The sequence below is a fragment of the Acidimangrovimonas pyrenivorans genome (genome assembly GCF_042643245.1).
GTDB lineage: Bacteria > Pseudomonadota > Alphaproteobacteria > Rhodobacterales > Rhodobacteraceae > Acidimangrovimonas > Acidimangrovimonas pyrenivorans.
Genome location: NZ_JBHRSK010000016.1, coordinates 123,563 through 146,687 on the forward strand (window position 1 = coordinate 123,563; position 23,125 = coordinate 146,687).

General features: G+C 68.4%; 22 protein-coding genes. 8 read left to right on the plus strand and 14 right to left on the minus strand.

Annotated elements, in window-relative coordinates; genetic code table 11:
* Positions 1-6: 6 nt before the first annotated feature.
* The 3 genes from mnmE to ACFOES_RS17965 form a co-directional block, all read right to left on the minus strand.
* Complete coding sequence (gene mnmE / locus ACFOES_RS17955; protein ID WP_377834744.1) at positions 7-1,296, minus strand: tRNA uridine-5-carboxymethylaminomethyl(34) synthesis GTPase MnmE; 1,290 nt, start codon at positions 1,294-1,296, stop codon at positions 7-9.
* Positions 1,297-1,328: 32 nt separating this feature from the next.
* Entirely contained in the window at positions 1,329-2,600 is a 1,272-nt protein-coding gene (gene rho, locus ACFOES_RS17960; RefSeq protein WP_377834745.1) for a transcription termination factor Rho, read from the minus strand.
* A 242-nt stretch (positions 2,601-2,842) separates the two neighbouring features.
* The gene (locus tag ACFOES_RS17965) at positions 2,843-3,307 is read right to left on the minus strand and encodes a CopD family protein (RefSeq protein WP_377834746.1); all 465 of its coding nucleotides are present in this window, start codon (positions 3,305-3,307) and stop codon (positions 2,843-2,845) included.
* Positions 3,308-3,728: 421 nt separating this feature from the next.
* On the opposite strand from ACFOES_RS17965, the gene ACFOES_RS17970 reads away from it, so the two are divergent.
* Genes ACFOES_RS17970 through dnaQ form a run of 4 tightly spaced genes read left to right on the plus strand, consistent with a single transcriptional unit; the run spans position 3,729 to position 6,445 of the window.
* A complete protein-coding gene (locus ACFOES_RS17970; protein ID WP_377834747.1) occupies positions 3,729-4,325 on the plus strand; it encodes a Maf family protein in 597 nt (198 codons plus the stop codon).
* Complete coding sequence (locus tag ACFOES_RS17975) at positions 4,322-5,158, plus strand: shikimate dehydrogenase (protein ID WP_377834748.1); 837 nt, start codon at positions 4,322-4,324, stop codon at positions 5,156-5,158. The genes ACFOES_RS17970 and ACFOES_RS17975 overlap by 4 nt, the downstream gene beginning before the upstream one ends.
* Entirely contained in the window at positions 5,155-5,760 is a 606-nt protein-coding gene (coaE, locus tag ACFOES_RS17980; protein ID WP_377834749.1) for a dephospho-CoA kinase, read from the plus strand. Before ACFOES_RS17975 ends, coaE begins: the two co-directional genes overlap by 4 nt.
* A complete protein-coding gene (gene dnaQ / locus ACFOES_RS17985) occupies positions 5,753-6,445 on the plus strand; it encodes a DNA polymerase III subunit epsilon (RefSeq protein WP_377834750.1) in 693 nt (230 codons plus the stop codon). Before coaE ends, dnaQ begins: the two co-directional genes overlap by 8 nt.
* Here dnaQ and secB read toward each other — a convergent pair whose 3' ends face one another.
* Positions 6,446-6,958 (minus strand): protein-export chaperone SecB, encoded by a 513-nt coding sequence (gene secB / locus ACFOES_RS17990; protein ID WP_377834787.1) that lies wholly within the window; start codon positions 6,956-6,958, stop codon positions 6,446-6,448.
* 103 nt (positions 6,959-7,061) lie between these two features.
* Positions 7,062-7,595: an FxsA family protein gene (locus ACFOES_RS17995; RefSeq protein ID WP_377834751.1), complete on the minus strand. Its 534-nt coding sequence runs from the start codon at positions 7,593-7,595 to the stop codon at positions 7,062-7,064.
* Between the two features lie 121 nt (positions 7,596-7,716).
* On the opposite strand from ACFOES_RS17995, the gene ACFOES_RS18000 reads away from it, so the two are divergent.
* The 3 genes from ACFOES_RS18000 to ACFOES_RS18010 are packed head-to-tail and all read left to right on the plus strand — an operon-like array spanning position 7,717 to position 10,056.
* Positions 7,717-8,379 (plus strand): Tim44/TimA family putative adaptor protein, encoded by a 663-nt coding sequence (locus tag ACFOES_RS18000; protein WP_377834752.1) that lies wholly within the window; start codon positions 7,717-7,719, stop codon positions 8,377-8,379.
* Between the two features lie 53 nt (positions 8,380-8,432).
* On the plus strand, positions 8,433-9,428 hold the full coding sequence (gene mltA, locus ACFOES_RS18005; RefSeq protein WP_377834753.1) for a murein transglycosylase A: 996 nt from the start codon (positions 8,433-8,435) through the stop codon (positions 9,426-9,428).
* Positions 9,429-9,432: 4 nt separating this feature from the next.
* Positions 9,433-10,056, plus strand: a complete 624-nt coding sequence (locus tag ACFOES_RS18010) for a Smr/MutS family protein (RefSeq protein ID WP_377834754.1) — start codon at positions 9,433-9,435, stop codon at positions 10,054-10,056.
* Here the strand turns inward: ACFOES_RS18010 and ACFOES_RS18015 are convergent.
* From ACFOES_RS18015 to hslV, 3 genes are all read right to left on the minus strand, one after another.
* Complete coding sequence (locus ACFOES_RS18015) at positions 10,046-11,149, minus strand: alpha/beta hydrolase (protein WP_377834755.1); 1,104 nt, start codon at positions 11,147-11,149, stop codon at positions 10,046-10,048. The genes ACFOES_RS18010 and ACFOES_RS18015 overlap by 11 nt on opposite strands.
* A gap of 94 nt (positions 11,150-11,243) precedes the next feature.
* Positions 11,244-12,548, minus strand: a complete 1,305-nt coding sequence (gene hslU, locus ACFOES_RS18020; protein WP_377834756.1) for an ATP-dependent protease ATPase subunit HslU — start codon at positions 12,546-12,548, stop codon at positions 11,244-11,246.
* Positions 12,545-13,102 (minus strand): ATP-dependent protease subunit HslV, encoded by a 558-nt coding sequence (gene hslV, locus ACFOES_RS18025; protein WP_377834757.1) that lies wholly within the window; start codon positions 13,100-13,102, stop codon positions 12,545-12,547. The genes hslU and hslV overlap by 4 nt, the downstream gene beginning before the upstream one ends.
* Before the next feature lie 103 nt (positions 13,103-13,205).
* Here hslV and ACFOES_RS18030 point away from each other — a divergent pair, with 103 nt between their 5' ends.
* Positions 13,206-14,117, plus strand: coding sequence for a hypothetical protein (locus ACFOES_RS18030; RefSeq protein WP_377834758.1), 912 nt, complete (start codon positions 13,206-13,208; stop codon positions 14,115-14,117).
* A 123-nt stretch (positions 14,118-14,240) separates the two neighbouring features.
* On the opposite strand, the gene trxA is transcribed toward ACFOES_RS18030, so the two are convergent.
* Genes trxA through tsaE form a run of 6 tightly spaced genes read right to left on the minus strand, consistent with a single transcriptional unit; the run spans position 14,241 to position 23,122 of the window.
* Positions 14,241-14,561, minus strand: coding sequence for a thioredoxin (gene trxA, locus ACFOES_RS18035; RefSeq protein WP_377834759.1), 321 nt, complete (start codon positions 14,559-14,561; stop codon positions 14,241-14,243).
* Positions 14,562-14,596: 35 nt separating this feature from the next.
* A complete protein-coding gene (addA, locus tag ACFOES_RS18040) occupies positions 14,597-18,004 on the minus strand; it encodes a double-strand break repair helicase AddA (RefSeq protein WP_377834760.1) in 3,408 nt (1,135 codons plus the stop codon).
* Entirely contained in the window at positions 18,001-20,937 is a 2,937-nt protein-coding gene (gene addB, locus ACFOES_RS18045; protein ID WP_377834761.1) for a double-strand break repair protein AddB, read from the minus strand. The genes addA and addB overlap by 4 nt, the downstream gene beginning before the upstream one ends.
* Positions 20,930-21,634, minus strand: coding sequence for a nucleotidyltransferase family protein (locus ACFOES_RS18050; protein WP_377834762.1), 705 nt, complete (start codon positions 21,632-21,634; stop codon positions 20,930-20,932). Before ACFOES_RS18050 ends, addB begins: the two co-directional genes overlap by 8 nt.
* Entirely contained in the window at positions 21,622-22,626 is a 1,005-nt protein-coding gene (locus ACFOES_RS18055) for an aminoglycoside phosphotransferase family protein (RefSeq protein WP_377834763.1), read from the minus strand. The genes ACFOES_RS18050 and ACFOES_RS18055 overlap by 13 nt, the downstream gene beginning before the upstream one ends.
* Entirely contained in the window at positions 22,619-23,122 is a 504-nt protein-coding gene (gene tsaE, locus ACFOES_RS18060; RefSeq protein WP_377834764.1) for a tRNA (adenosine(37)-N6)-threonylcarbamoyltransferase complex ATPase subunit type 1 TsaE, read from the minus strand. The genes ACFOES_RS18055 and tsaE overlap by 8 nt, the downstream gene beginning before the upstream one ends.
* Positions 23,123-23,125: the final 3 nt, after the last annotated feature.

Genomic DNA, 23,125 nt, shown 5'->3' on the forward strand with positions numbered 1-23,125 from the left:
ACACTCCTACTTCCCGATGCAGAAACTGGAGAAAATCTGGTCCAGGAGGTCCTCGACATCGACCCGCCCGACCAGCGAATCGAGCGCCCGGATCGCCGCCCGAAGCTCTTCCGCCGCCAGCTCTGCCCTGCTTGCCCCGTTCAATACCTCAAGCCGTGCCGATTCCATAGCCCCGATCGCGCGCAACACCGCCAGGCGATGGCGTTCGCGCGTGATCGTGGCGGCGCCGGTGGCGCGGCCTTCCAGCACCGATGTAATCCGGGCGATCAGATCTCCAAGGCCTTCGCCGGTTTTTCCGGAAATCCGCAGCCCCTCTCCCGCCGCCAGATCGGCTTTGCCCTGCACGATCAGGTCGTCCGGGTCCGGTTCCAGCCCTGCCGGCATCTGGCCATTCGCCAGCAAGAAAACCCGCAAATCGGCTTGCCGCGCCCGGGTCAGCGCGCGCTCGACGCCGATACCCTCGACCGCGTCCTCGGTTTCGCGCAGCCCGGCGGTGTCGAGCACGGTGACGGGCAGCCCACCGAGATTCATCCGTACCTCGATCACGTCGCGGGTCGTGCCGGCATGTTCCGAGGTGATCGCCGCCTCGCGCCCCGCCAACGCATTGAGCAAGGTCGACTTGCCGGCATTGGGCAGGCCGACGATCGCCACCTCGAAGCCGTCGCGAATCCGCTCGGCTACCTGGGCGCCCGCGGCCTCCTTGCGCAGGTCTTCCAGAACCCGGTCGATCAGCGTCAGAACCTCGGGCGAAACATCGACCGGAACCTCCTCGTCGGCGAAATCGATCGTTGCCTCGAGCAAGGCCGCCGCCCGGATCAGGTCACCGCGCCAGCTCTCGGCCCGCGCCCCGACGGCGCCGGACAGCACCCGCAGCGCCTGGCGTCGCTGCGCCTCGGTCTCGGAATCGATCAGATCGGCCAGACCTTCCACCTGCGCCAGGTCCAACCGGCCGTTTTCGAGCGCCCGGCGGGTGAATTCCCCCGGCTCCGCCAGCCGCAAATCGGGGAGCTCGCCCAAGGCCCGCAACACCGCGGAGACCGTCGCGGTCGCGCCATGCAGCTGCAGCTCGGCCACCGCCTCGCCGGTGAAGCTGTGTCCCGGCTCGAACACCAGCACCAGCGCCTCGTCGAGCACCTCTCCCGTCGCATCGCGCAACAGCCGCAACCCGCTGCGCCGCGGCTCGGGCAGCGATCCGGCCAGCGCCCGCGCCGCGTCATGCGCCGCCGGGCCGGAGACGCGGATCACCGCCACCCCGGCCTTGCCGCGCGCGCTGGCCAAGGCGTAGATCGTGCTCATTCTCGTCTAACCTATTGTTTTATAACAACAAGTCAGGTGTTCATGGAGTCGAAGAACTCGGTGTTCGTCTTCGTCTGCTTGAGCTTCGAGATCAGGAACTCGATCGCATCCGTGGTCCCCATCGGGTTCAGGATGCGGCGCAGGACATAGGTCTTCTGCAGGTCCGACTTCTCGATCAGCAGGTCCTCTTTCCGGGTGCCGGACTTGAGGATGTCCATCGCCGGGAAGACGCGCTTGTCGGCCACTTTCCGGTCGAGGACGATCTCCGAGTTACCGGTGCCCTTGAATTCTTCGAAGATCACCTCGTCCATCCGGCTGCCGGTATCGATCAGCGCGGTGGCGATGATGGTCAAGCTGCCGCCCTCCTCGATGTTCCGCGCCGCGCCGAAGAAGCGTTTCGGCCGCTGCAGCGCGTTGGCGTCGACACCGCCGGTCAGCACCTTGCCCGAGCTCGGCACCACGGTGTTGTAGGCGCGGCCCAGGCGGGTGATCGAGTCGAGCAGGATAACGACGTCGCGCTTGTGCTCGACCAGCCGCTTGGCCTTCTCGATCACCATCTCGGCCACCGCGACGTGGCGCGTCGCCGGTTCGTCGAAGGTCGAGGACACGACTTCGCCCTTCACGCTGCGCTGCATGTCGGTCACCTCTTCGGGCCGCTCGTCGATCAGCAGCACGATCAGGTAGCACTCGGGATGGTTGGTCTCGATCGAATGGGCGATGTTCTGCAGCAGCACCGTCTTGCCGGTCCGCGGCGGCGCCACGATCAGCGCCCGCTGACCCTTGCCGATCGGCGAGACGAGGTCGATGATCCGGGCCGAGCGGTCCTTGATCGTCGGATCCTCGATTTCCATCTTCAGCCGCTCGTCGGGATAAAGCGGCGTCAGGTTGTCGAAATGCACCTTGTGACGGGCGCGTTCCGGACTGTCGAAGTTGATCTTGGTAACGCGGGTCAGCGCGAAATAGCGCTCGTTCTCGCGCGGGGCCTGGATCACGCCCTCGATCGTGTCGCCGGTACGCAAGGAGAACTGGCGGATCATGTCGGGCGAGACATAGATGTCGTCGGGGCCCGGCAGGTAGTTGGCCTCGGGCGAGCGCAGGAAGCCGAAGCCGTCCTGCAGCACCTCGAGCACGCCGTCGCCGCCGATTTCCCAGCCGTCCTCGGCGCGCTCCTTGAGGATCGAGAACATCATCTCGCCCTTGCGCATCGAGGGTGCGTTTTCGATTTCGAGCTCTTCGGCCATGGCCAGAAGGTCGGCCGGGCTTTGCGCCTTCAGATCGGCGAGGTTGAGCTTTTCCTGAGTCATTGGAAGTCACATATATTGAGCCGGCCGCAGGACGCGGCGCAGATGGCTATGAATGGGAGACACATGGGCCGGACGGCCCCGTTGAACAAGGGCGATACAGAACGGGCGCGAAAAAGTCAACGCGGCTGAAGCGGGGGCCCTGCCCCCGTCGCCTGCGGAGACTCCCCCGGAGTATTTCAGCAAAGAAGAAATGAAGCGCCTTCGCTGCTTCTTCTTTGTCAAAATACTCCCGCCGGAGGCGCTCAGAACTTCAGCACCACCGACAGCACGATGACGACCATAAAGATCGTCGGCAGTTCGTTCATCATCCGGTAGGTCCGGCCGCTGCGCGTGTTGGTGCCGTTGACGAAGTCCTTGCGCCGCTTGCCCAGCCAGTGGTGGTACCAGGTCATCGCCAGCACGGCCGCCGCCTTGGTCCAGGGCCAGACCGAGGACCAGTCGACGATCCCCGGCGTGAAGACGAGACAGAGGCCGAAGATCCAGACCGCGACCAGCGACGGATTCATGATCGCCCGCAGCAACAGCCGTTCCATGCGCTGGAACAGCAGGTCCATCTCGCTGCCCGGTTCCACGCCTTTCCTGTCGTAACCCTCGACGTGGTAGACGAACAGGCGCGGCAGATAGAAGATCCCGGCCATCCAGGTGATCACCGCCATGATATGCAGTGCCTTCACCCAAAGATACCACTCCGCCAGAAAGTCGAGCATCGGATCCCTTCCACCGTCGCAACACTACATCCTCTTAATCAAAAATATATAAGAAAGAAAATGATGATGTAGATGGGCCTATGGATAACAGGATTTGCTACTTTGCCCAGCACCTTACCCACAGGTCGCAGCTTGTGGGTAAATCCGGGAAAACCCGAAGACTGTCCAACGGCAAGAGTAATTAATATATATATTGCAAGTATATACCTGAAGCAGTGCAGATGTTTGCCATGTGTATGAAATGTGCAAATCCGGCGCGTAAGACAGCTTCCAACAGGCTGAGGAAAGCATCGTCATCAGGTGGATAACCGGGGCTGACAGCTTGACAAGAGCGGTCGAATTCAGGGAACGATCGGCCGGCGCCGGGTTACCCCCAAAGCGTTCCGTCCTTCATTCGCCCCTCATCCACAGGATCGCCCACATGCGCCCCGTTATCCTGGCATCGAGCTCCGAAATCCGCGCCCGGCTGCTGGCCAATGCCGGCGTCCCGGTCGAGATCATGCCGGCCCGCATCGACGAGGAGGCGATCCGTGCCGCCCTGGAGGCCGAGCAGGCCGGCCCGCGCGACGTTGCCGATGCCCTGGCCGAGATGAAGGCGCGCAAGATCTCGGAGAAGAACGGCGATGCGCTGGTGCTCGGCTGCGACCAAGTCCTGGCCTTCAAGGGCGCGATCCTGTCCAAGCCCGAGGATGTTGATGCAGCCCGGGCACAGTTGCGCGCGCTTCGCGGCAACCGTCATGCGTTGCTCTCGGCGGTCGTGATATACGAGGCCGGCAAACCGGTCTGGCGCCATGTGGGCGAGGTGCGGCTGACGATGCGCAGCTTCTCCGACGCCTATCTCGACGCCTATCTCGACCGCAACTGGAACAGCATCCGCCACGCGGTGGGCGCCTACAAGCTTGAGGAGGAGGGTGTGCGTCTGTTCTCGCACATCGAAGGCGACTATTTCACTGTTCTCGGCCTGCCGCTGCTGGCGGTGCTCGACTATCTCGGAACAAGGGGTTTGATCGCGACATGAGCGATACGCGGATTCCGCTGGCGGGGGTGATCGGCTCTCCCGTCGCCCATAGCCGCTCGCCGGCCCTGCACGGCTATTGGCTCAAACGCTACGGCCTGCAGGGATACTACATCCCGATGGATATCGCCCAGGCCGATCTGGCCGAGGCATTGCAGACCCTGCCCAAGCTGGGTTTCGTCGGCGTCAACGTCACCATTCCGCACAAGGAAAGCGTGCTCCAGCTGGCCGATACCGTCACCGACCGGGCGGCGCTGATCGGCGCGGCGAACACGCTGATTTTCCGCCAGGACGGCAAGATCCACGCCGACAATACCGACGGTTCGGGCTTCGTCGCCAACCTGCGCCAGAACGCGCCGATGTGGGCACCGGCCTCGGGCCCGGCGGCGGTGCTGGGCGCCGGAGGCGCGGCACGGGCGGTGATCGCCGCGCTGATCGAGATCGGCGCGCCCGAGATCCGCGTCGCCAACCGCACCCGGGCCCGGGCCGAGGCGCTGCGCGCCGATTTCGGCGCCAAGGTCGTGGTTCACGACTGGGTTCAGGCCGCCGGAATGCTCGAGGATTGCGCCACGGTGGTGAACACCACCTCGCTGGGCATGACCGGCAAGCCGCAGATGAAGCTGTCGCTCGACGCGCTGTCGCCCAAGGCGGTTGTCAACGATCTGGTCTATACCCCGCTGCGGACCCATTTCCTCGATCTGGCCGAAGTGCAGGGCGCGACGGTGGTCGACGGGCTGGGCATGCTGCTGCACCAGGCGGCGCCGGGTTTCGAGCGTTGGTTCGGCCTGCGTCCGGATGTCGACGAGGACACCCGCCAGGCCGTGCTGAAGGCATGAGCCGGCCATTCCGCCTCGGTCTTACCGGCTCGATCGGCATGGGCAAATCGACCACGGCGCAATTCTTCGCCGAGGAGGGCGTGCCGGTCTGGGACGCCGATGCCGCGGTGCACCGGCTCTATGCCCCCGGCGGCGCTGGGGCGCAGGCGATCGCCGCGCTGCATCCGCAGGCGATCCGCGACGGCGCCGTCGACCGGACGGCGCTGAAGGACTGGATCGCGCGGGACAAGACCGCCCTGCCCCGGATCGAGGCCGTGATCCATCCGCTGGTCGCCGCCGACCGGGCCGAATTCATCGACAACGCGGCCAATAACGGCGCCGATCTCGTCGTGCTCGACATTCCGCTGCTGTTCGAGACCGGCGGCGATGCCGAGATGGACGGGGTCGTCGTCGTCTCGGCCCCGGCCGAGGTCCAGCGCGAGCGGGTCTTGGCCCGGCCCGGCATGACCGAGGCGCAGCTGGATACCATCCTCGCCCGCCAGATGCCGGATGCCGAGAAACGCGCGCGCGCGACCTGGGTGATCGAGACCACGGGGCTTGAGGCCGCCCGCCGTGCCGTGCGAGAACTGATCGAAGAGATCAAGGGGCGGAAAGATGCGTGAGATCGTTCTCGATACCGAGACCACGGGATTCGAGCCGTCGGAAGGCCACCGGATCGTCGAGATCGGGGCGGTGGAGCTGTTCAACCACGTCCCCACCGGCAACACCTATCACCAGTATATCAACCCGCAGCGGCCGATGCCGAAAGAGGCGTTCGAGGTTCACGGGCTGGGCGACGATTTCCTGCGCGACAAGCCGCTTTTCGCGGATATCGGCCAGGCGTTTCTCGATTTCGTCGGCGATGCCAGGCTGGTGATCCACAACGCCGCCTTCGACATGAAGTTCCTCAATGCCGAGTTGGGCTGGGCCAACCTGCGCCAGCTGCCGAACGATCAGGCATTGGATACCCTGTTGATCGCACGGCGGAAATTCCCCGGTTCGCCGGCGACGCTGGACGCGCTTTGCCGCCGTTTCGGCATCGACAACTCGGCGCGCGACCTGCACGGCGCGCTGCTCGACAGCGAGATCCTGGCGGAAGTCTATCTGGAACTGATCGGCGGCCGGCAGCCCGATTTCGGCCTGTCGACGCAAGGCGGCAAGAGCGCGGGTCTTGAAGAGGCCTCCGACTGGCGCCCGCCGCCGCGGCCGAAACCGCTGGCGCCCCGGATCACCGAAGCGGAAGCCGCCGCCCATGCCACCTTTGTCGAGGGGCTGGGCGACGGCGCGATCTGGAAGTCGCTGGGCTGATCAGGCCTGGGCCGACTGAGCGGCGGCCTGTTGCTGCGCCGCGGCCTGCTGACGGTAGAGCTGGACGAAATCCACCGGCTCGAGGTTGAGCTGCGGGAAGCCGCCGTCATGGGTGGCGTCGGCGACGATGCGGCGGACATAGGGGAACAGGTGGCGCGGGCACTCGATCAGCAGGAACGGGTGCAGCTGGTCCTCCGGCACGCCGGCGACGTGGAAGATCCCGCCATACTCGATCTCCATCAGGAACATCTTGTCCTCGCTGTCCTTGTTCTTGGACTCGATGTTGAACTTCAGGATCACTTCGTACTGGTTTTCGACCGGGCGCTTGCGCGCGTCGAGGCCGATCTGGACCTGGATCTCGGGCGTGACCTCACCGCCATGCAGGCCCTTCTGGGCGACGATGTTCTCAAACGACATGTCGCGGATGTACTGGGCCAGGATCTGCATCTGGATCTGCTGCTGCTCGCCCTCTTGCGGGGCTGCGGTATCGGTGCCGTTCTCGGCCATCGTAATCTCCTGTCGGAAGAGCTGTCTTAATCGTCGATTGTCTAGCAGGTCCGGCGCAGCCGCTCAATCCGCCTTGGCGACGCGTCACCAAGCTGTCAGTGCGGGGCTGTCAGTGCCGGGTCCAGCCCGAGGGTTGATGGGTCGGACGCTTGTTCGGGTCGAGTTCCTCGAATTCGCCGTCGATCACCGATCCGTCGCCGAAATCGCCGGGATAGCCACCATGCGGCCCGCCCGAATGCGGCCCGTGCGGCCGCGGGCCGGACTGCATCCGGCCGGACCCCATCTCGAAGGTGGTGACGCGCATGTTGCGCCCGGCCCAGCGCATGATCGCCCGCCGCACCGCCGGCACCAGCAGCAGGAAGCCGATCGTGTCGGTCAGGAAGCCCGGCGTCACCAGCAGCGCGCCGGACAGCAGGATCATCGCACCGTGGGCCAGCGGCGCCGTCGGGTCGTCGAGCTCGGAGAACGAGCGCCGCAGCTCTTCCATCGTCTGCATGCCCTGGCGCTTGACCAGCGCGGTGCCCAGCATCGCGGTGCCGATGACGATGGCAAGCGTCGGCCACAGGGTCAGCCAGCCGCCGACCTTGATGAACAGAGCGATCTCGGTCAGCGGAACGAAGACGAACAGGGCAAAAAGCCACATCTCGGTTTTCCTTATCCTCGGGGGGTATGGTAGACTCCCCCGCCTTGGCACCCTACATAGGGGGGGACCGTGGGCGATACCAACCCCACAGAGATTTTACTGCCCCGAAACCGAGGTAAAAATGAGTTCTGCCGTGATCCAACTGCTTGTTCTGGCCGGGGTCGCCGTGTTCCTGATCCTGCGTCTGAAAAGTGTTCTCGGCACCCGTGAAGGCTTTGAAAAACCGCCGCTTCCGACGCAGAAATCGGAAGAGAGGCCGCGTCGGCGCGAGTTCGAGGTGATCGAGGGCGGCCCGGATGCCGACATCATCGATCACGTGCCCGAGGGCAGCCCCGCCGCCCAGGCCCTGGCCGCGATGAAGCGGGTCGAGCCGTCCTTCGGCGTCGGTGAGTTCCTGCGCGGGGCGCGCGGCGCCTACGAGATGATCCTGACCGCCTTCGAGAAGGGCGATCTCGACTCCGTCGCGCCCTTCCTCGCCCCCGATGTCCTCGACAGTTTCCGCGAGGTGGTCGCCCAGCGCGAGGCCCAGGGCCTGACGCTCGAGACCAACTTCGTCGGCATCCGCGAGCTGACCCTGACCGAGGCCAGCTTCGACCGCGCCAGCAACGAGGCCGAGGTCACCGTGCGCTTCGTCGGCGAGCTGACTTCAGTGGTCCGCAACAAGGCCGGCGAGATCGTCGAGGGCGACGCCAACACGATCCGGCGTCAGCGCGACGTCTGGACCTTCGGCCGCAAGATGGGGTCGAACGATCCCAACTGGCAACTGGTCGCCACCGGCGAATGATGGGCGGGGCGCGGCTTGTCGGCGCCCTCGCGCTTGTGGCCGTGGTCGCCGCCATGGCAGCGACCGTGACGGGGGCGGCGGCCGGGCCGCGCGCGCAAACGCTGCGCTTCGATCAGCTCAAGGGCTGGGCCAAGGACGATTTCGCCGCCGCCCTGTCGACCTTTCTCGTCACCTGCCCGCGGCTGAAAGACCCGGACTGGCACGAGACCTGCGCCGCCGCGCGCCTGGCCGGCGACGATCCGCGCGGCTTCTTCGAGAGCTATTTCCGCCCGGTTCTGCTGGGCGATCCGAAACAGGCGCTGTTCACCGGCTATTACGAGCCGGAACTGACCGCCTCGGCCACCCGGACCCCGCGTTTTGCCTACCCGATCTATCGCCGCCCGCCCGAACTGCGGCCCGGCGCGGTCTGGTATAGCCGGGCCGAGATCGAAACCCGGCACCTCCTTGCCGGCCGCGGGCTCGAGATCGCCTGGCTCGACAACCCGGTCGACGCCTTCTTCCTCCAGGTCCAGGGCTCGGGCCGGTTGCACCTGACCGACGGCCGCATCCTGCGCGTCGGCTTCGACGGCAAGAACGGCCATCCCTACCGCTCGGTCGGGCGCGAGATGGCCCGGCGCGGCCTGCTGCCCAAGCACCGGGTCTCGGCTGCCCGCATCCGCAGCTGGGTCAAGGACCATCCCGATCGCGGCATGACGATGCTGCGCCACAACCCGTCCTACGTCTTCTTCCGCGTCTTGCGCCTGGCCGCCAATCGCGGGCCGCTGGGGGCGATGCGCAAGCCGGTGACGGCGGGCCGCAGCATCGCGGTCGATCCCGATTACGTGCCGCTGGGGGCGCCGGTCTGGGTCGAGAAGACGGGCCGCAACCCGCTGCGCCGGCTGATGATCGCCCAGGATACCGGCAGTGCCATCAAGGGGCCGCAACGGGCCGATATCTTCTACGGTTCGGGCGCCAAGGCGGGTCGCATCGCCAGCCATGTCCGCGACGGCGGCCGCATGGTCGTGCTGTTGCCGGTCGCCCGGGCCCTGGCGATGGAAAACGGGGGCTAGGGCGATGGCGCGGCGCCGGCCCCGGGCCCTGCGGCCCGAGGAAGAGGAACTGTGGCAGCGGGTCGCGCGCTCGCTGACGCCAATGCATCCGGCCCGGCCGCATCCGGGGCCGGAAGAACCCGACCGCCCGGTGAAACACGACACCGTCAAGCACGACCCGACCGGTCCGGCGCCGCTGCCCGAGTTCCAGCTTGGCCAGTCGGCCCGGCCCCGGGCCCACGGCCATGACCTTGCCCCCTCTGTCACCGAGCATCTGCATCACGCCCCGGTGCGGATGGACCGCAAGCAGTTCACACGGATGAACCGGGGCAAGCTGACGCCCGAGCGGCGGCTCGACCTGCACGGCATGACCCTGGCCGAGGCGCATCCCGAGCTGATCCGGTTCGTCCTGACCTCGCATGCCGCCGGCAAGCGGCTGGTGCTGGTGATCACCGGCAAGGGCCGCGACGGCGACGGCATGGGCCCGATCCCCACCCGGCGCGGCATCCTGCGCCACCAGGTGCCGCACTGGCTGTCGGCGCCGCCTTTGGGCGCGGTCGTGCTGCAGGTCACGCCGGCCCATCGCAAGCATGGCGGCGAAGGCGCGTTCTACGTCTACCTGCGCCGCGCGCCCGGCTCTACTGGGTGATCGAGAGCGGTTCGAGCAGGATTTCCGTCGCCTTCTGCACCGCCAGCACCGTGCCGGGAAGCAGCCCGGTTCGCCCCGAGCGGTCGCGCTGGATATAGTCGTTCACCGCCCCGGCATTGCGGAACAAGCGGATCAGCGCCGGCGAGTTGCCCAGCGTGAAGTGGTTCAGGTCGGCCCCGTTGGAGAATTTCGTCACGTTGAACACGGTTACCGGCAGGTCGGCCACCTGGCTGATGGTCTTGAGGTTGCCCAGTTGGTGCTGCGCCCCCGACAGCATCGCTGACAGCCGCAGCGCCCGGTCCTTGGTCGAGACGAAGATGACGAAGGGCTGCGGCAGCCGGCCCATGCGCCAGGCCTGCGAATGGAACACGTCGACATCGATATCGGGCGAGATCAGCACCACCGCGTTGACGGCCCGCCGCGGCAACGCCGGGTTCTCGATCGCCATCTGCCGCAGGGTTTCGACCGCCAGGAAGGCGCCCATCGAATGGGCGGCCAGCAGGATCGATTCCGCCCCGGCGGCGCGGGCGTCCTTGATCGTTCTTTCCAGCGCGTCGCGGGCGAACAGCGCGCTGTCGCGGTCGTGTTCGTAGCCCAGGACCTTGGCGGCCGAGGACCAGGAGAAATAGACCGGCACGCCGCCTATGTCGAAATCGTCGACCAGCTGCGCCAGCCGGAAGGCGCCCTCGGCGAAATTGACGTTGAAGCCATGGACGAACAGGACGACCTCGCGCTGGCCGGGCGGCCGCGCCCGCAGCTGCCGGGCCAGCCGGGCGCGGAACATGGCCTCGCCGTCGAAGCGTTGCTCGCCCGCCAGCGCGAAATCGCGCTTCGGGTCCGGCACGCCGCCGCTGACCTCCAGTTTTCCCGGCGTATGGCTGGGCGGAATCGCCACCTCGAGCTGACCGTAAAGCGGCTTGTAGACCCGGTCGCTACCGTATTTCCCGGCCGGTTCGGGATTGCGCGTGGTGGCGTAGAGCAGCGTTTCGACCTTGCCGACCTGCGCCGCCTCGGGCAGCACCACCGTCGCCGGCCGCGGGGCGCAGGCGGCAAGGGCGAGGCAGAAAAGGACGGCGAGGCGAATCCGGAACATCGGGCCGAGGGCTGAAAGGGCTTTTCGCAGTGATACGAAATGCCCGTAGCCCCGGCCAGCCCTTCGTGACGTCACATTGCCGAGTGGCGCCGTGTTACAGCACGTAGCGGCTCAGATCGGCCGATTTCATCAGCTCGCCCAGATTGGCATCGACAAAGCCGGCATCGACGACGATCTCCTCGCCGCCCCGGTCCGGCGCGGTGAAGCTCAGCTCCTCGAACACCCGCTCCATCACGGTATAGAGCCGCCGCGCGCCGATATTCTCGACGCTGCGGTTGACCTCGGCCGCGATCCGGGCCAGCGCCGCGATGCCGTCCTCGGTGAAGCTGACCGTCACCTCCTCGGTGCCCATCAGCGCGGTGTATTGCCGGGTCAGGGCGTTGTCGGTCTCGGTCAGGATGCGGACGAAATCCTCTTCCGTCAGCGCCCGCAGCTCGACCCGGATCGGCAGCCGGCCCTGCAATTCGGGCAGCAGGTCCGAGGGTTTGGCGATGTGGAAGGCGCCCGAGGCGATGAACAGGATATGGTCGGTCTTGACCGCGCCATACTTGGTGCTGACGGTCGTGCCCTCGATCAGCGGCAGCAGGTCGCGCTGAACCCCCTCGCGGCTGACATCGCCACCGCGGGCATCGGCCCGGGCGCAGACCTTGTCGATCTCGTCGAGGAAGACGATGCCGTTCTCCTGCACCGCCTCCAGCGCCGCCTTGTTGACCGCCTCGTCATCCAGCAGCTTGTCGGCCTCCTCGCCGATCAGGATGTCGTAGCTTTGCGCCACGGTCATCTTGCGTCTCACGGTGCGGCCGCCGAAGCCCTTGAAGATGTCGCCCAGGTTCAGCATCCCCATGCCGCCACCGGGCTGGCCCGGGATGTCCATCATCGGCATCGGGTTCGAGGTATCGGCGAGTTCGAGCTCGATCTCGGTATCGTCCAGTTCGCCGCGCTTGAGCTTGCCGCGGAACATCTCGCGCGTCTGCTCGCGCGCGTCCTTGCCGGCGATGGCCTCGATCACCCGCTCCTCGGCCGCCGCATGGGCCTTGGCCTTGACCTCCTCGCGCATCCGCTCGCGGGTCTCGATGATCGCGGCATCGACCAGGTCGCGGACGATCTGCTCCACGTCACGGCCGACATAGCCGACCTCGGTGAACTTCGTCGCCTCGACCTTGACGAAGGGCGCCTTGGCCAGCTTGGCCAGGCGGCGGCTGATCTCGGTCTTGCCGACGCCGGTCGGGCCGATCATCAGGATGTTCTTGGGGTAGACTTCTTCGCGGATGTCATCGGCCAGCCGCTTGCGCCGCCAGCGGTTGCGCAGCGCCACGGCGACGGCGCGCTTGGCCTCCTTCTGGCCGATGATGAAGCGGTCGAGCTCCGAGACAATCTCGCGGGGGGTCAGGTTGGTCATTTGGCTATCTTCTCAACCGTCAGGTTGCCGTTGGTATAGACGCAGATATCCGAGGCGATGGCCATCGCCTTGCGGGCGACCTCCTCGGCGGTCAGTTCGCTCTCCATCAGCCCGCGTGCCGCGGCGAGGGCGAAGTTGCCGCCCGAGCCGATGGCGGCGATGTCATGTTCGGGTTCCAGCACGTCGCCGGCGCCGGTGATGACGTAAAGCTGGTCGCCATCGGTGACGATCAGCATCGCCTCGAGATTGCGCAGGTACTTGTCCATGCGCCAGTCCTTGGCCAGCTCGACGCAGGCGCGCTGCAACTGCCCCGGCGCCGATTCCAGCTTCTTTTCCAGCCGTTCCAGCAGGGTGAAGGCGTCGGCTGTCGAGCCGGCGAAACCGACGACGACATCATGGCCGCCGGGCGAGATCCGCCGCACCTTGCGCGCGGTGCCCTTGATGACGGTCTGGCCCAGGCTCACCTGGCCGTCGCCGGCCACCACCACCTCGCCGCCGCGCCGCACCCCGATGATCGTGGTGCCGTGCCAGCCGGGAAACTTGTCTTCCGCCATTCATGCCTCCGTCCGTTCCCGCCTATATGGCGGCCATGGCCAGCGGGAACAAGGCCGGTGAACAAGCCTTGCGCGGCCCCGGCCCCGGCCCTAGCCTGCCGCCATGTCAGAACCGCGTGAGCTGCGCCTTCACCTCGATGACGAGATGCGCGAACGGGCGCAGGCCGGCGAGCTGGGCATCGCCAACCGCATCCGCGCGGCTTTCGAATCCCGCGATTTCCGCGTCGAATTCGTCTCTGACTCGGCCGAAAACCGTCTCTCGGCCCTGCCCGGCACCGGCTATCACCTGTTTCACCTGCAGGAGGCGATGGGACCGAACACGCTGGTGCTGCGGCTCGCCTATTACTACCCGTTCTGGCGCATCGAGGAGAGCAATGCGCGGTGGCAGTTCGATGTCGCCCACGCGACCTTCGATCCCGAAACCATCGACCCGGAGACCGCCCGCGCCTTCGTCGCCCGCCGCCGCCGCAAGCTGTTCGGCGCCCGCAGGCCGGAGAACAAGGGCTTCATCCTGATCCCGCTCCAGGGCCGGCTGACCGAGCACCGCAGCTTCCAGAGCATGAGCCCGCTCGACATGATCCGGGCGACGCGCGCCGCCGATCCGGAGCGCGAGATCCTGCTGCGCCGCCACCCGGGCGAAAGCTACAGCCGCGAAGAGATGACGGCCCTGCGGCAGCTGATCGACACCACGCCGGGCGTGCGCCTTGCCACGCGGCCGACCTTGGCGCTGCTGGCCGAGTGCGACTACGTGGTGACGCAGAATTCCTCGGTCGCGCTGGCCGGCTTCTTCCTCGAGAAGCCCGCCGTGCTTTTCGCCCGGATCGACTTCCACCACATCGTCGCCTCGGTGCCCGAGATCGGCATCGCGGCCGCCTTTCGCGCCGTCCGGGGCCCGGCCCCGGATTACACCCGCTACCTGTGGTGGTTCCTGCGCGAAACCACCATCGACGCCACCGCCGAGGACGCCGAGACCCGCATCCTCGCCCGCGCCCGCCGCTTCGGCTGGCCGGTCTGATCCGCCCGGGCCCGACCCGGCCATTTCTTCTTTGCCCAAATACTCACGGCGCAACGCGGGCCGCAGGCGCAACGAAAAAGGGGGGCGCGACGCACCCCCCTTTCGATAGTCCGGCGAAACCGCTCAGATTTCGCTGTCGATCCAGTTCTTCAGCGCCGCTTTCGGCGCCGCGCCGATCTTGTTCGAGACGACCTGGCCGTCCTTGAACAGGAACAGCGCCGGGATGCCGCGCACGCCCAGCTGGGCCGGCGAATCCGGGTTGTTGTCGACGTCGACCTTCACGATCTTCACCTTGCCGTCATACTCGGCCGAAAGCTCTTCCAGGGCCGGGCCGATCTGCTTGCACGGGCCGCACCATTCGGCCCAGAAATCGACGATGACGGGGATGTCGGACTTGCGCACTTCCTCGTCGAAAGTCGCATCGGTGACGGGAACGGTTGCCATGCTCGGTTCTCCTGGAAAAAGGGTTGGCCAAGAACCTATGGCCGCCCCCCTGCCCCGTCAAGGGAACCCGATGCCGCAAGCCCGGCCGCGTCCAGCGCCGCCCGCACCAATGCCTGCGGAAGCGGCATCAGCCGCCCGGTGCGGGTCCACAGGATCGCGGTCTCGATCTGCCGCCCGGGCCACAGCTGCTCCAGCGCCGCGGCATAGGCGCCCATCTGGCGCAGGATGCCGGCGGGCACCTGTTCCGGCCGCTCCGGGATCAGCGCGTTCGACTTGTAGTCGACGGCCAGCACGCGGTCGTCTTCGATCAGCAGCCGGTCGATCGTGCCCAGCATCCGTCGGCCGGCCAGATCGGCGGTGATGTCGACCTCGGCCAGCGTGCCGGTGGCGAAGAGCGGGGCGAGGTCGGGCGCCTCGAGAACCGTGCGCGCCTCGATGAGCAGTTCGGCGATCTCCCCGGCGGCTGCGGGTTCTTCGCCGCTGACCAGCAAATCTGCCGCCATCTCCGGCCACTTGTCGCGCGGCCAGAGCGGCAGGTGCTCGAGCAGAAGGTGGAGCCGCCGCCCCCGCCGCTTGGCCTCCTCCTCCGACAGCCCGGCGCCTTCGCCGGGCAGCACCTTGGCGCCGCCGAGATCCGAGGGCGACAGGGGCCGCGCCGGCTCCTCGGCCACGGGCGCATGCCGCCGCGCCCAGTCGGCCAGCACCGGCGCCGGCGCCTCGGCCTCCGGCGCCGCGCCCGGCGCGTCGGCGGGCCAGTCGCCATGCTCCAATCGCTGGATCGGGCCGAATCCCGCAGGAACAGTGACGCTTTTCAGCGTCGCCCCGACCTGCTCCATCCCCTGCCTGATCCGCGCAAACCAGGCGCTGTCCTTCTCGACCTCGCCGGCGGCGCAGGTGATCAGCCAGCATTCCGCCCGGGTCAGCGCGACATAGAGCAGGCGCAGGTTCTCCTCTTCCTGACGTGCCCGCTGTTCCTCGCGGGCGGCGGCGATGGCCGGCGGGCTGGCATCGGCCGGGGTCTTCCACGCCACTGCCCCCTGCCCGACCTCGACCAGCGCGTCGCGCTGCTGGATCCGGCGTTCGGCGGTGTCGGGCAGGATGACGATCGGGGCCTCGAGCCCCTTGGCGCCATGCACCGTCATCACCCGGATCCGGTTGCCGGCGCTGTCGGGCTGGCGCTTGACCTCGACATCGTCGGCCTCGAGCCAGCCGAGGAACCCGGTCAGGCTGGGCACGTCGAGCCGTTCGTAGCTCAGCGCCTGGCCGAGCAGCTCGTCGATCCCGTCCTCGGCCTCGGGGCCGAGCCGGGCCAGCAGCCGGGCGCGGCCGTGGTGGCGGGTCAGGATGCGCTCGATCAGCTCGAAGGGGCGCAGGAAATCGGCATGGTCGCGCAGGTCGGCGATCGTCTCCATCTCGGCCGGGAAGTCCCCGGCCCGCTCGCGCAGCGCCTCCCACAGGAACTTCTGGCTGCGCCCGGCCGAGAGCCGGTAAAGCTGGGCCTCGCTCCAGCCGAACAGCGGCGAGCGCAGGGCGGCGGCCAGCGACAGGCTGTCCTCGGGCGTCGCCAGGAAGGCCAGCAACGCCCGCAGGTCGCGCACCGCCAGCTCGCCGCCCAGCTTGAGCCGGTCGGCCCCGGCAATCGGCAGGCCGGCGGCCTTGCAGGCGCGGATGATCTCGTGGAACAGGGTCGAACGGCGCTGCACCAGGATCAGGAAATCCCCCGCCTTCACCGGCCGCGGCCCGTTGTCGGTGGGGATTTGCACTCCGGCCCCGGTCATCCGCTTGATCTCGCCGGCGATGCGGGCGGCCAGCCTTGCGGTGTGGTGCTGGTCGCTGACCAGGTCGACCGGGTCGAACCACTCGCCGCTGTCCGGATCCGCCACTGCCTCGATCGGCGGCCACAGGTCGACGCGGCCCGGCATGTTGCGCTTGAAGGCGAGGTGTTTGACATCGCCCCCCAGGCCGGCCGCGCGGCGTTCGTCGAAGGTCATGTCGACCAGCCGCAGCACGGCAGCGGAAGAGCGGAAGGAATACTCGAGCGTCAGCGGCTGCAGCTTCACCTGCACCCCGGCGAGGCGCCTCTCGAACTCGGCATGCATCCGGTCGAAGGCGCGCAGGTCGGCGCCCTGGAAGGAGTAGATCGACTGTTTCTTGTCGCCAACGACGAAGATCGTGCGGTTGACCTGCCGCGCGCCGCGCCCGGCGGTGAATTCCTGGGTCAGATGCTCGATGACGCGCCACTGCTCGGGGCTGGTGTCCTGCGCCTCGTCGACAAGGATGTGGTCGATGCCGCCGTCGAGCCGGAACAGCACCCATTGCGCGACCGACGGATCGGTCAGCAGCCCGCGCGCCTTGACGATCAGGTCGTCGAAATCGAGCCAGCCGCGCGCCGCTTTCCGCCTCTCGTATTCGGGCAGGAAGACCCCGGCGAAGCGGTGCAGGGCGTGGGTGCGCTCCGCCGCCAACAGTGCGATCCGGCGCGGCCGCGCCGCCTCGACCCGGCGCATCAGCTCCTCGAGCCGGTTCAGGAGAGGGCCAAGGGCCTCGCGCGTCGCCTTGGTCGGGAACTTGCCCAGCTTGGCGGTGAAGGGTTCCTTGGCCGAGGGCCCCGTCAGCAAGATGTTTTCGAGAAGCGCGAGATCGGTCGGATTCGGCAGTGCCAGAGACAGATCCGAAAGCTTCTCGGCACTCTTCACGTCACTGCTGCTCCCGCCGCGCAACGTGGTGACGACCTGCGGCAGCCACGCCTCCTCGCCGCCCAGGAAGACCTCGGCCAGCAGTGTCGCGAAGCTGTCGCCGGCAGACAGCCCGAACAGCTCCCAGATCGCATCGCGGCTCAGCGGCGGGTCGAAGTTGGCGCGGTGACGGCAGAGTTCGGCGCTCAGGCCCGAGAAATCCTCGTCGGTCAGCAATCTCGCAACGCCGTCGACCTCCTCTCGCGCGGTTTCGGCCAGATGGTCGATGACCTCCTCGCGCAGCAGCGTCGCGCGGCGGTCGTCCATCTCGGCGAAGCCCGGCGTCACCCCGGCCTCGAGCGGGAAGCGGCGCAAGAGCGAGGCGCAGAACGAGTGGATGGTCTGGATCTTCAGCCCGCCCGGCGTCTCGATGGCGCGGGCGAACAGGCGGCGGGCCCGCGCCAGCCGCTCTGCGTCCACCGCGTCTTCGACGCCGAGATTGGCAAGCTGCTTCCGCAGCTCGTCCTCCTCCAGCATCGCCCATTCGCCCAGCCGCTTGAACAGCCGGTTCTGCATCTCGCTCGCCGCCGCCTTGGTATAGGTCAGGCAGAGGATGTGCTGCGGTTCGACCCTATCGAGCAGCAGCCTTGCGACGCGGTCGGTCAGCACCCGGGTCTTGCCCGAGCCGGCATTGGCCGACAGCCAGGTCGAGGCGGCGGGATCGGCGGCCTGGACCTGGCGCTCGGTGGCGTCGTTGCGCGGGCTCATCCGACGTCCTCCGGCCGGGGCGTGTCGCTCATCTCCCATTCGCCGTAGCGGGCGAGGTGGTCGTAATCGCCGGGAAACCGGTCCTCGAACACCGCCCGGCGCGAGGGGTAGCCGCGGCCGGGCTGCTGATAGGCGGCGATCAGCCGTTCGAGCCCCTCCCAGACCTTCGCCGTCACCTCGGGCGTGATCTCGGTCACCTCCTCCTTCGGGTTGGTGCCGAGGCCGATATAGGTGATCCGGGCGACGTCATGCGGGCCGAGATCGGTGAACCCGCCTTTTTCCGCCATCGCCGCTTCGAGCAGGAGTTGCTTGTCGAACTGCTCCTGCTGCTTCTTGGTCGGCGGGCTGCCGGTCTTGTAGTCGAGGATATGCAGCCGGTCGTCGGCCAGAAGGTCGATGCGGTCGGGCTTGGCCGTTAGGGTGAACGGCGCGTTTTCCAGTGTGACAGAGCCTTTTTTCTCGGTCAGCACCGGGGTGCCCTCGCGCGCGGCCTCGCGCGACAGGAACCAGTCGGCGGCGCGTTCCAGCCTGGCGCGCCACATCCGCCGGGCGGCGGGCCAGGGGGTGTGCTCGGCCAGCACGGCATCGGTGATCGCCATCAGCCTTGCATGGGCTTCGGCCAGGGTCTCGGCCGGGTCGCGTTGCTGCACGTAGCGTTCGAAGATCAGGTGCAGGATCGAGCCGCGCAGGCGGGCGTCGGGCGCCTGGCGCAGCGGGTCGAGCGGCTTCAGCTTGAGGATATAGCGGGCGTAGATCGCGTAAGGGTCGCGGATCAGGGTGCGGATGCCCGTCACCGCCAGTTCCTTCGGCCGCATGGCGACCGGCGGCCGCGGCGCCGGTCGGTGGGCCGGCTCGGTCGGCGCGCCGGGGTCTTCCAGCGCCACCGCCTGGTCGAGCCAGTAGCGGCCGCGCTCCCGCATCGCCGCCAGCGCCGCGACGCCGCCTTGCCCGGGCAGCCCGCCCAGCAGGTTGGTCAGCCGGTTGAGCCAGCGCGAGGGCACGGTTTCGGCCTCGGCGTCGCGCTGGGCCCGGGTGATCACCACCTCGGGCGCGGCCATGGCGATCTGGTAGTCATGGGCGGAAAGGCCGATCTGGCGCTCGGGCAGCAGCAGCCCGGCCTCCTTGCGCATCTGGCGGCTGAGCCAGGGGTCGGGCGCGGGCAGGGCGGGCCATATTCCGTCATTCATGCCGCCGAGGATCACCAGCTCGGCCCCCTGCTCGCGTGCTTCGCGCGGGCCGAGGATGGAGATGAAGGGGTGTGGCTGCACCGTCTCGCGCACCTCGCGGCGCTCGAGGATGGCGGTGAAGAGGTCGGTGTAATCGCCCGGGGTCAGCGCGCCGCCATGCCCGGCTTCGCGCCCCAACTCCTCCATCGCCGCCAGCGCCGCCGCCCCGGCCTCCTTGCGCCACAGTTCGCCCGGGTCCGTGGCGCCGGGCCCGCCGGCCAGGGCTTCGGTGAGTTGCCGGTGATGGGGGACGTGATCGGCAAGCGGCCGGGTGCCGACAGCGTCGAGCCCGTCGAGAAGGTCGCCCAGCCAGCGCGCCCAATCTTCGACGCCCTCTTCCTTGCGGGTTTCGGCCCAGCGCAGCAGGTCGGCACCGGTCGGGAAGGCCGGGCCGTCGCGGCGCAGGCGCAGTTCCAGCTCGCGCGTCCACAGCAGGTGGTTGCCGCGCGACGTCCCGCCGGTGTTGCACAGCGGATGCTTGAGCAGGATCAGCAGGTCCTCGGCGGTGATCTGGCGGCCGAACAGCCCGGCGACATGGCGCAGGAAGCGGCCGGGCGGCGACAGGGCCAGCGGCCGGCCGGCGCTGTCATCGGGCAGGATGCCCCAGCGGTCGAGCGCCGCCGTCACCTGCCGCGTCAGCAACCGGTCGGGGCTGATCAGGCAGGCCCGGGTGCCCTGCTCCGCCGCCTTGCGTAGCCGCAGCGCGATCGCCAGCGCCTCGGCCCGGGGCGAGGGCGCCTCGATCAGGGTCATCGCCCCTGTCGCCGCGTCCAGCCCGGTCAGCTCGCGGCCCTCGGTCATCCACTGATCGGTGACCGGGGCCGGGCGCAGCGACAGCGAAACGAGGCCGTTGCGGGCCGCGCTGGGCGCCCGATCGTCGCTCCAATGCGTCACTGTTCCAGCGGAAACGCCCAGTTGTTCCATCAGCCGGCGGTAGCGGTATTGGGGATGGTCCTCGGCCGTCATCATGTCGTGCAGCCCGTCCCAGACCCGCTGCGGCATGTCGAAATCGAAGCCCGGCAGGATCAGCGCCCCCTGCGGCAGCCCGGCAACGGCGCGCATGAACAGCGCCGTCGTCCCGCGCGAGCCGGTGGAGCCGGCGACGATGACGGGATGGTCGGGCGGGGTTTCCTGCCAGCGTGCCACCATCGCCTCGGCGGTGCGGCGGCGCAGGGCCTCGGCATCCGGCGGGGCGTCGGCCTCGAAATACTGCGCGACGATGGACAGGAACTTGAGGCTGCGCTCCCAATGCTGCGAATGCTCGGCGATGTCGATCCCGGCCAGCGCCTCGGGCCCGACGCCCTCGCCCTGCATCTCGTCCATCACCCCGGCCAGGCTGTCGGCCAGGTCGTAGATCGCCGAGCGTGGCGCCAGCCCCGGTTCGCGGCGCAGCAGTTCGGCGACGAGCTGGGTCAGTTCGAGGCGCCGGCGCAGCGGCGGCACCGGCGCGGGCAGGCCGGGCAGGCTCATGTCCTGCGCCAAGTCGGTGACGAGGCGGATGCGCGGCAGCAGCGCGGCGCCCTGCTCGGCGAAGATCTCGCGGATCCGGCGCTGCATCCGGCGGGTGTTGACGTAGAGCACGACCCGGGCCAGCGCCTCGGGCGGCTGGCCGGCCATGCGGGTGCGCAGCCCGGCGACGAAGGCGCGCGGGAAATCGGCGCCGGGGGGCAGGGCGAAGAGCCGCGGGGTTTCGGAGGGGTCAAACATGGTCTGCCTCGCGCAGCATCGCCTCGGCCTCGGCGATGCCCTCGGGCCGGCCGACATCGCACCAGAAACCGTCATGAATCACGCCGAAAAGCCGTCCGGCCGCCGCGATCCGGTCCCACAGCAGGTTGAGCGAGAAGACCTCTGCGTCAATGCCGGCCAGCCCGTCGGGCCGCAGGATCTGGGCGCCGACATAGATCATCGGCCCGCCACGATGCAGCCGGCCCTCGGCATCGAGGCTGAAATCGCCGCCGCCGACCCGGCCGCGCGCCGCCCCGGGCGACACCAGCAGCAGCAGTGCATCCATCCGCGCGGGATCCCAGGCGGCGCGGAGCTGGGCGAGGGGGTTCGACCCGGTCCAGACGGCGTCGGAGTTCAGGGTGAAGACCGGGCCGGGGCCGAGCAGGGGCAGGGCGGCCCGCAGCCCGCCGCCGGTTTCCAGCAGCTCCGGCTCATGCGACAGCGCCAGCTCCCGCCCCGCCAGATGGGCGGCGAGCTGGTCGGCGAAATAGTGGGTGTTAACCACGGTGCGGGCGATCCCGGCGCCGCTCACCAGATCAAGCGCATGGTCGATCAGCGGCCGCCCGGCGACTTCGATCAGCGGTTTCGGCCGGTCGGCGGTCAGCGCGCCCATCCGCGTGCCGCGCCCGGCGGCGAAGAGCATCAGGGCCTCGGGCCCGCGCGGCATCAGGTCGGGCATCTGTCGGCGATCCCTTGCAGAGCCTCGGGCGTCGGTTCGGGCACGGTTTGCGCCACCAGCTCGGCCAGCTCGGCCAGCTCGGGATGGGCGAGGTTGCGCTGGACGTAGCCCCAGACCCGCGGGATCATCGACAGGTAGCGCGTCTTGCCGTCGCGCAGCGCCAGCCGCGCGAAAATGCCGACGATGCGCAGGTTGCGCTGGGCGCCCTGAGCGGCATAGGCGGCCTGGAACGGCTCCAGATCGCGCTTGGTGAAGCCGGTGAAGCGCCAGATCATCGCCTCCTCGGTCTCTTCGGAGACGTCGCGGCGGGCGTCCTGCAGAAGCGAGACGAGGTCGTAGGCCGGGTGGCCCATGCAGGCGAGTTCGAAATCGAGCAGCCCGACCTTCTCGATCCCGTCGCGCTGCGGCAGCCAGATCAGGTTCTCGGCGTGGTAGTCGCGCAAAAGCATCACGTCGGCCCCGGGCGCCAGCCGGGCAAGGGCCGCGGTCATCGCGGATTGCAGCGGGGCCGGGTCCTGCGCCGTGCCGGTGACCGTCGCGGCATAGAATTCGGCAATCGGAGAGACGGCTTCGCCCATCTTCGCGCTGTCATAGACCGGCAGGCCGGCCGGGGCCGGCTGCGATTGCAGGAAGCCGATCAGGTCGGTGGCGGCGGAATAGAGCGGGTATTCGCGGGCCGGGAAACGCTCGATGATCCGGGCATAGATGTCGTCGCCCAGATCCTCGACCAGCAGTAAGCCATTGCCGATATCCTCGGCCAGGATGCGCGGCGCCGACAGCTCGAGCGTCCGCAGATGGCGGGCGATGCGGGCGAAGGCGCCGACATCGACGCCGCCCTCCGGCGGGGCATCCATCAGCACCGCGGTCTTGTCGCCGCGGGTCAGCCGGTCATAGCTGCGGGCCGAGGCGTCGCCGGCCAGGAAGGCGCGGGCGGCGTCGCCCCAGCCGGCGGCCTCCAGGAAGGCGGCGGAAAGCGCGGCGCGGTCAGGCATCGGCGGCCTCGGAGACCGGTTCGGGCCAGAGTTGCAGCGTCGCGATCAGGTCCTGCCACGGGCCCTCGCCGGCGAAACTCAGCTCGCGGGCGTCGTCGTCGGGGCCGGCGGCAAAGCCGATGCGCAGCGCCCCGGCCGGGGCGAGCGCGCCCAGCCGGTCGGGCCATTCGACCAGGCAGATCGCGGTTTCGAAGGCTTCGTCGAGCCCCAGCTCGATCACTTCCTCCGGGTCGGTGAGGCGGTAGAGGTCGGCATGCCAGATCGCGTTGCCGTCGGCGGATTCGTAGCTCTGCACCAAGGTGAAGGTGGGCGAGGGCACGTCCTCGGGCGTGGCCAGCAGCGCCTGGATCAGGGCGCGGGCGAAATGGGTCTTGCCGGCGCCGATCGGGCCGTCGAGCAGCAGCACGTCGCCCGGGCGCAGGCGCGGCGCCAGCCAGCGGGCCAGCGCGGCGGTCTCTTCGGGGCTTCGCAGGATCAGGCGGGCGGTCGGTTGCATCGG

What these genes read in the sequence shown, in the direction of transcription:
- ACFOES_RS18050 (WP_377834762.1), bottom strand. Translation starts at nt 21,634, where the DNA reads ATGCCCGACCTGATGCCGCGCGGGCCCGAGGCCCTGATGCTCTTCGCC.
- ACFOES_RS17975 (WP_377834748.1), top strand. Translation starts at nt 4,322, where the DNA reads ATGAGCGATACGCGGATTCCGCTGGCGGGGGTGATCGGCTCTCCCGTC.
- ACFOES_RS18030 (WP_377834758.1), top strand. Translation starts at nt 13,206, where the DNA reads ATGTCAGAACCGCGTGAGCTGCGCCTTCACCTCGATGACGAGATGCGC.
- dnaQ (WP_377834750.1), top strand. Translation starts at nt 5,753, where the DNA reads ATGCGTGAGATCGTTCTCGATACCGAGACCACGGGATTCGAGCCGTCG.
- mnmE (WP_377834744.1), bottom strand. Translation starts at nt 1,296, where the DNA reads ATGAGCACGATCTACGCCTTGGCCAGCGCGCGCGGCAAGGCCGGGGTG.
- ACFOES_RS18015 (WP_377834755.1), bottom strand. Translation starts at nt 11,149, where the DNA reads ATGTTCCGGATTCGCCTCGCCGTCCTTTTCTGCCTCGCCCTTGCCGCC.
- ACFOES_RS18055 (WP_377834763.1), bottom strand. Translation starts at nt 22,626, where the DNA reads ATGCCTGACCGCGCCGCGCTTTCCGCCGCCTTCCTGGAGGCCGCCGGC.
- mltA (WP_377834753.1), top strand. Translation starts at nt 8,433, where the DNA reads ATGGCAGCGACCGTGACGGGGGCGGCGGCCGGGCCGCGCGCGCAAACG.
- tsaE (WP_377834764.1), bottom strand. Translation starts at nt 23,122, where the DNA reads ATGCAACCGACCGCCCGCCTGATCCTGCGAAGCCCCGAAGAGACCGCC.
- hslU (WP_377834756.1), bottom strand. Translation starts at nt 12,548, where the DNA reads ATGACCAACCTGACCCCCCGCGAGATTGTCTCGGAGCTCGACCGCTTC.
- ACFOES_RS17970 (WP_377834747.1), top strand. Translation starts at nt 3,729, where the DNA reads ATGCGCCCCGTTATCCTGGCATCGAGCTCCGAAATCCGCGCCCGGCTG.
- hslV (WP_377834757.1), bottom strand. Translation starts at nt 13,102, where the DNA reads ATGGCGGAAGACAAGTTTCCCGGCTGGCACGGCACCACGATCATCGGG.
- coaE (WP_377834749.1), top strand. Translation starts at nt 5,155, where the DNA reads ATGAGCCGGCCATTCCGCCTCGGTCTTACCGGCTCGATCGGCATGGGC.
- ACFOES_RS17965 (WP_377834746.1), bottom strand. Translation starts at nt 3,307, where the DNA reads ATGCTCGACTTTCTGGCGGAGTGGTATCTTTGGGTGAAGGCACTGCAT.
- trxA (WP_377834759.1), bottom strand. Translation starts at nt 14,561, where the DNA reads ATGGCAACCGTTCCCGTCACCGATGCGACTTTCGACGAGGAAGTGCGC.
- rho (WP_377834745.1), bottom strand. Translation starts at nt 2,600, where the DNA reads ATGACTCAGGAAAAGCTCAACCTCGCCGATCTGAAGGCGCAAAGCCCG.
- ACFOES_RS18000 (WP_377834752.1), top strand. Translation starts at nt 7,717, where the DNA reads ATGAGTTCTGCCGTGATCCAACTGCTTGTTCTGGCCGGGGTCGCCGTG.
- addB (WP_377834761.1), bottom strand. Translation starts at nt 20,937, where the DNA reads ATGTTTGACCCCTCCGAAACCCCGCGGCTCTTCGCCCTGCCCCCCGGC.
- addA (WP_377834760.1), bottom strand. Translation starts at nt 18,004, where the DNA reads ATGAGCCCGCGCAACGACGCCACCGAGCGCCAGGTCCAGGCCGCCGAT.
- ACFOES_RS18010 (WP_377834754.1), top strand. Translation starts at nt 9,433, where the DNA reads ATGGCGCGGCGCCGGCCCCGGGCCCTGCGGCCCGAGGAAGAGGAACTG.
- ACFOES_RS17995 (WP_377834751.1), bottom strand. Translation starts at nt 7,595, where the DNA reads ATGTGGCTTTTTGCCCTGTTCGTCTTCGTTCCGCTGACCGAGATCGCT.